The following is a 6023-nucleotide window of genomic DNA, read 5'->3' on the forward strand; positions in this document are numbered from 1 at the left end:
CCACCGCGAACGGAACCATCAGGCCGATCGCGAACAGGGTCACCAGAAACTCGCGGCCCCGGAAGGCGTACCGCGCGAAGACGAACGCGGCCATCGCCGCCGCGGCGACGACGATGACGGTGCTGCTCACGGCGATGAGCAGACTGTTGCCGAGCTGCCGCCAGAACACCTCGGACATCAGGATGTCCGTGTAGTTCGACGGCAGCCAGGGGTCGGGCCAGCCCAGCGGATTGGTGGAGAGCTGACCGTTGTCCTTGAAGCCGCCGAGCACGCCGAACCAGACCGGTACGACGATGAGTGCTCCGACGAGGACGCAGACGAGGTGCAGCACGAGGCCGCGGGTCCGCTGGGCGCGGTTCACGGTCATCGCGGGCCTCCCTGGTTGGTGATCGCGCCCGCGGTGTCCCGGCGCAGGACGATGCGCTGGTAGAAGAGAGCGAAGACGAGACTCAGCAGGAACATGACGATGCTGATCGCGCTGGCGTAGCCGACCTCGAAGCGGCGGAAGCCGTACTCGTACATCGTCACGGCCATGGTCTCCGACGAGTGGATCGGGCCGCCCCGGGTGAGCACCCAGACCATGTCGAACAGTTGGATGGTGCCGATGACCGACAGGAAGACGCTGATGCGGATCGTCGGCCCGAGCAGGGGCAGTGTGACGTGCCGGAACGCCTGCCAGGCGGAGGCGCCGTCGGTCACCGCGGCCTCGGACAACTCCTTGGGGATGCCCTGACGGGCGGCGAGGAAGAGCATCATGTAGAGGCCGAAGTATTTCCAGGACACCACGAGGAAGACGGCGTACAGCACGGTGTCCGGGTCGGCGAAGACCGTGCCGGCGTCGGCGCTCAACCACGTCGCGATCGCGTCGCCCAGGCCCCGGTTGGGTGAGAACACCAGGTCGAACAGGACGGCCGTGGTGACCTCGGAGAGCACGTACGGCGCGAAGAAGATCAGCCGGTACGCGGCGCGACCCCGCAGTGGCTGGTTGAGCAGCATGGCCAGGGCCAACGCCGCGGGCAGCTGGACGACCAGGGACAGCAGCACCAGGACGAAGCCGCGCCAGAGGTCACCCCGGAAGGTCGGGTCCTGGAAGGCGCGGGTGTAGTTGTCCAGCCCGATGAAGTTCTCCGGCAGCCCGAAGCCGTTCCACTTGTAGAGGCTGGCGTAGCTGGCCACCAGGATGGGGGCGACGACCAGCAGCAGGAACAGCACCAGGGCTGGGGTGAGAAAGATGGCGAGGACGCCGCCGCGGCCCGGCCGGGGCTGGCGGCCGCGCTGTCGCACGGTGCCCGGCCCCGGTGCCGGCGGGTCCGTCGCCGGGTCGCCGCGCCTGGCGTCCGACACGGTCGATGGCCTGGTCATGCCTGCTCCACAGGGGGTTCTCCGGCTACGGATGGGTGGGTGGTCACGGTCAGACGGTCTTCGCCACCTGCGTGATGTCCTTGACGATCTGCGCGGGCGACTTGTTGCCGGCGACCAACTCGGCGACGCTGTCGTTGATCTGCGAACCGAGCGCCGGCGCGTACGCCTGGTCGAGGTAGAGCTGGAAGCCGGTGTAGCTGGCCAGGGTCTCCGCGAGGAGCTTGCCGTTGGCGTCGGGGATGGCCGTCGCGGCCTCCCGCACCGTCGGTAGCACCGCGCCGGTCCGCGCCGACTTACGCTGGTTGTCGGCGCTGAGCAGGAACTTCAGGAAGTCGGCGGTGGCGGCGGGGGCGTCCTTGCCGATGGCGAAGCCGTTGCCGCCGCCGAACACCTCAGTCGTGGCGCCCTTTCCACCGTCGACAGTGGGGAAGGGGAAGAAGCCGAGCTTGTCGCCGAGGCCCTTCTTGCTGGTGGAGCTGGAAGCCTGGACCGCGGGTGCCCACTGCCCCATCAGCTCCATCGCCGCGCCGCCGTTGCCCATGGCGGCGGCCTGGCCGTCGGGCGTCCCGTACGCCGCACCGAGGAACCCCTTCTGGAACGGCTGCAGGTCGACGAGTTCCTTCAGCCGATCGCCGGCGGCGACGAGGTCAGGCGAGTCGAAGTTCTTGTCGTCGACGGCCTTCTGCAGCGCGCCCACCCCGCCGACGCGCATCGCGAGGTAGGACCAGTAGTAGTGGGCCGGCCACTTGTCCTTGCCGGCCAGGGCGATCGGCGTGATGCCGGCGGCCTTGAGTTGCCGGACCGCGTCGAGCACGCCCGTCCAGGTGGTGGGCGCGGCGGTGATGCCGGCGCGGGTGAAGAGGTCCTTGTTGTACCAGAAACCGACCATGCCGATGTCGAACGGAACACCGTAGATCTTGCCGTCGATCGTGTACGGCTCCAGGGCGGCGGGCAGCAGGCCCCCGATCCACGGCTTCACGTCGTCGGTGATGTCCTTGACCAGGCCCGCGTCCACCTGCTGCTTGAGAACGCCACCACCCCAGGACTGGAACAGGTCGGGCGGGTCACCTGCCTGGGTGGCGGTGGTGAGCTTGGCCTTGAACGCCTCGTTCTCCAGCGGCTGGATGTCGAGGGTGACGTTGGGGTGTGCGGCCTTGTACTCGCTGGCCAGCGCCGCCCAGACCGGAAGCATCGGCTCGGTGTTCTGGATGTGCCACCAGTTGATGGTCTGCGGGGCGTTCGGGTCGCTGGGCTCGTCGTCGCCGCACGCGCTCAGCAGACAGGCGCCGGCGCCGGCACCGGCGAGACCGAGCAGCGTTCGACGGGAAAGGTACGTGGTCATGATCCATCCCTTCGGGGACTCACGGGGGTGCTCGAACGCCGGCCGAGCCGGCCTGTGGGGATCCACGGATCTCCGAAACTTTCAATGCTTCGCCGGTAATACCGATCGATGGCCGGCACGCTACGAGCTGTCGCCTCACCGGTCAATACCTCTGTCCTAATACGAAAAGACCGGCTAGCGTAGGCACGACCTTCAATGGCCCCGGATCGCGAGTTTCCGGAAGTTGCAGACCGCCCGCCGAGAGGAGCGCTCGTGTCGACCGACATCGCTGACGTGGCGACCGCTGCCCGGTCGATCCGCAATCCCGTCCTCGCCGGCTTCCACCCGGACCCGTCGATCCTGCGCGTCGGCGACGACTACTACCTGGCCACCTCGACCTTCGAGTGGTACCCGGGGGTGCGCGTGCACCACTCGCGCGATCTGGTGAACTGGCGCAGCCTCGGTGGGATCATCACCGAACGGCGGCTACTCGATCTGCGCGGCTGCGGCGACTCCAACGGGGTGTGGGCGCCCGATCTGACGTACCACGACGGTCTGTTCCACCTCGTCTACAGCGACGTGGCCAGCTTCGCCAGCGGCTACTGGGATCCGCAGAACTTCCTGGTCACCGCCGAGGACATCACCGGCCCCTGGTCCGATCCGGTGACACTGCACGGGCGCGGGTTCGACGCGTCGCTGTTCCACGACGACGACGGCACCAGCTGGTTGCTGGGCATGAGCGCGGACTGGCGACCCGGCCGTGACCGCTTCGGCGGCATCGAGATCCAACGCTACGACCCGGCCGCGCGCCGGCTGGTCGGCAGCCCCCGCATCGTGTTCACCGGCTCCCCGGCCGGGCTCACCGAGGGTCCACACCTGTACCGCCACGACGGCTGGTACTGGCTGATCACCGCCGAGGGCGGCACCAGCTGGGAGCACCAGGTCACCATGGCGCGCTCCCGGGAGCTGTTCGGGCCGTACCAGGTGGACCCGGACGGGCCGCTGCTCACCTCCTGCGGGCGACCCGAGCTGCGGTTGCAGAAGGCGGGTCACGGCAGCCTGGTCCGTACCCAGCACGGCGAGTGGTACCTGGCCCACCTGGTCGGCCGACCGTACTCGCCGCTGGGCAACTGCGTGCTGGGCCGGGAGACCGCTATCCAGCGGGTGGAGTGGCCATCGGGCGGTTGGCCGCGGGTCGCCGCAGGGGTGCCCGCGGACGAGGTCGTCGCACCCGATCTGCCCGCCCACCCGTGGCCGGCGGAGCCCGAGACGGACCACTTCGACGCCCCGGAGCTGGGCCGCTGCTGGTCGACGCTACGACGGCCGGCCACCGCGGACTGGGTCGACCTGCACAGCCGCCCGTCGTACCTGCGGATCCACGGCGGGCAGTCGCCGGTCGGCCGACAGGCACCCAGCCTGGTCGGGCGGCGCGTCGGCGCGATGGAGTGCTCGCTGGAGACCGTGGTGGAGTTCGCGCCGGCCGACCACCGTCAGCTCGCCGGGATCACCGCCTACTACAACACCCTCAACTGGCACCACCTCTACCTGACCCGGGCCGACGACGGGCGGACGGTGCTGGAGCTGCTCAGCTCCGACAACGGGCGGCGCACCGCGTACCCCGAGCTGAGCGTCGATGTCGACGGCGTCACCCAGGTCGGACTGCGGGCCGTCTTCGACGGACCGGCGGTGCGCTTCGAGTACGACCTCGGCACCGGTTGGCAGCGGCTACCTGTCGAGCTGGACGCGACCATCCTCTCCGACGAACACGCCGCGCTGATCATCGACGGTGAGCCGGCGGCGTGGGGCTTCACCGGGGCCTTCCTCGGCCTGTGGGTGCAGGGCCTGGGCGGCGGCGACGTACACGCCGACTTCGACCTCGCCACCTACCGGGAGCGGTGACCACGCGGACGGCACTCGGCGGGTGCCGTCCGCGTTCCCACCCGTCCTACCTGACCTGGGCGGCGACAGTGCGCAGCTGGCCGAGGGTGGTGCGGAAACCGTGGCCGGACGCGGCCGGGTCCTCGGTGAGCAGACCACTGACGGCCATGGCCTGCGAGCGGGTCACGGCGACGGCCTCCGCGCCGGCCCCGCTCACGTCGAACACCCCGAAGTCGCCACTGAGCGTCCGGAACGTCGGGGCCGTCGGGTCCTTGGCCAGGTAGAGCACCACGACCTGGCCCGCCTCCAGGGTGGACATGTGCGCCGCGTCCGGCACACCGCTGGGCAGGCTGGCGAGCGTGATCCGCGCCCCGGCCCGCACTGTCGATCCGGTCGCCGCGCGCAGCACCTCGTCGACCCGGAAACCGGCCGCCTCGACCTCGCCCCGGACGACCAGGTCGGCGGCCTCGCTGAGCTGCTGCACGGTGCCGTACCCGCGCAGCTTGCCCTTGATCGGCGGGGCGGCGCTGCTGGGCGTTGCGGCGCTGCTCGGGGCGGCGCTGCTCGGGGCGGCGCTGCTCGGGGCGGGTGCGGCGTCCTGGTCGGCGTCGGCGCTACCGCACGCGGACAACGCCGCCGCGGCGAGCACGGCGGCGGCGGTGGCCACCAGAGACCGGGTACGGCGCAGGTCGACTGCCATGGAACACTCCTTGCGTCTCGGTGCCGTCCCGGGGCGTCTCGCCCGGAACGCGGCACTGCTTACGCCTTCTATCTGTGCGCTCCGGGCGGCGGGTTCCATCTTTTCGGGCTCGCTGGCGCTTTGTCAGACTCAGCCGCGCTCGCTGGCGAGCTGGCGGAGGTCGGCCAGCGTGGTGACGAACGCGCGGCCCGCCCCGGTGGCGTCCTCGGTGCGCAGACCGGTCACCGACATCGCCGACGACCGGCTGGTGGCCGTCTCCCCGGCGAGGTCGAAGATCCCGAAGTCGCCGCTGAGCGGGGCGTAGACGCGCGCCTGCGGGTCGCTGAGGGCCAGGTAGAGCACGCTCGGCCGGCCGGGCCACCCGGCCGATTCGGTGCCCACCGTGATCTCCGTGGAGACCGGGGCGACCGGGTCGCGATAGAGCACCTCGGCCACCCGGTAGACGCTCCGCCCGTCCGCCACCGACACGACCTCACCCTGGACCACCAGGTCCGCCGAGTCGGTGAGTTCGCGCACCGTGCCGTACGCCCGGATCTTGGCGACCGCGCCCGGCGGCGGGAGGCGGGCGGCCGAGCGGCTCGCCTGCGGCGACGGCAGCGCCGCCGGGGGTTCGTCGCCCGAGCTGACGGCGAGCCCGGCGCCGGCCGCCGCGACCAGGACCAGGACCAGCGCGGCCAGCGCGAGCGCCGGGCGCCGCAACACCCGGGGCGAGCTGTGGGTACGCGACTCCCGCGCGATCGCCGTCAGCAACCGGTCGCGGTG

5 protein-coding genes and 1 pseudogene are annotated in these 6023 nt (G+C 70.8%); 1 reads left to right on the forward strand and 5 read right to left on the reverse strand.

Annotation, left to right across the window (positions count from 1 at the left end; translation table 11 throughout):
• The 3 genes and pseudogenes from KBX53_RS19240 to KBX53_RS19250 form a co-directional block, all read right to left on the reverse strand.
• A pseudogene (locus KBX53_RS19240) lies at positions 1–367 on the reverse strand (carbohydrate ABC transporter permease); the annotation flags it as partial.
• Positions 364–1362: a carbohydrate ABC transporter permease gene (locus KBX53_RS19245; RefSeq protein WP_030337930.1), complete on the reverse strand. Its 999-nt coding sequence runs from the start codon at positions 1360–1362 to the stop codon at positions 364–366. The pseudogene KBX53_RS19240 and the gene KBX53_RS19245, both read right to left, overlap by 4 nt.
• A gap of 49 nt (positions 1363–1411) precedes the next feature.
• On the reverse strand, positions 1412–2704 hold the full coding sequence (locus KBX53_RS19250) for an extracellular solute-binding protein (protein WP_210860810.1): 1293 nt from the start codon (positions 2702–2704) through the stop codon (positions 1412–1414).
• 252 nt (positions 2705–2956) lie between these two features.
• Between KBX53_RS19250 and KBX53_RS19255 the strand changes: the two genes are divergently transcribed.
• Positions 2957–4582, forward strand: coding sequence for a glycoside hydrolase family 43 protein (locus KBX53_RS19255; RefSeq protein WP_210860812.1), 1626 nt, complete (start codon positions 2957–2959; stop codon positions 4580–4582).
• 46 nt (positions 4583–4628) lie between these two features.
• Here the strand turns inward: KBX53_RS19255 and KBX53_RS19260 are convergent, their stop codons facing one another.
• Both KBX53_RS19260 and KBX53_RS19265 read right to left on the reverse strand, forming a co-directional pair.
• Entirely contained in the window at positions 4629–5261 is a 633-nt protein-coding gene (locus tag KBX53_RS19260) for a hypothetical protein (protein WP_210860814.1), read from the reverse strand.
• A 129-nt stretch (positions 5262–5390) separates the two neighbouring features.
• Positions 5391–6023, reverse strand: a 633-nt coding sequence (locus KBX53_RS19265; RefSeq protein WP_210860816.1) for a hypothetical protein, incomplete at its 5' end; no start/stop codon positions are given.

The sequence above is a fragment of the Micromonospora sp. M51 genome (assembly GCF_018070305.1).
Classification (GTDB): Bacteria; Actinomycetota; Actinomycetes; order Mycobacteriales; family Micromonosporaceae; genus Micromonospora; species Micromonospora parva.

Coding starts and splice junctions, on each gene's coding strand:
- KBX53_RS19245 (WP_030337930.1), bottom strand. CDS start 1,362: ATGACCAGGCCATCGACCGTGTCGGACGCCAGGCGCGGCGACCCGGCG.
- KBX53_RS19250 (WP_210860810.1), bottom strand. CDS start 2,704: ATGACCACGTACCTTTCCCGTCGAACGCTGCTCGGTCTCGCCGGTGCC.
- KBX53_RS19260 (WP_210860814.1), bottom strand. CDS start 5,261: ATGGCAGTCGACCTGCGCCGTACCCGGTCTCTGGTGGCCACCGCCGCC.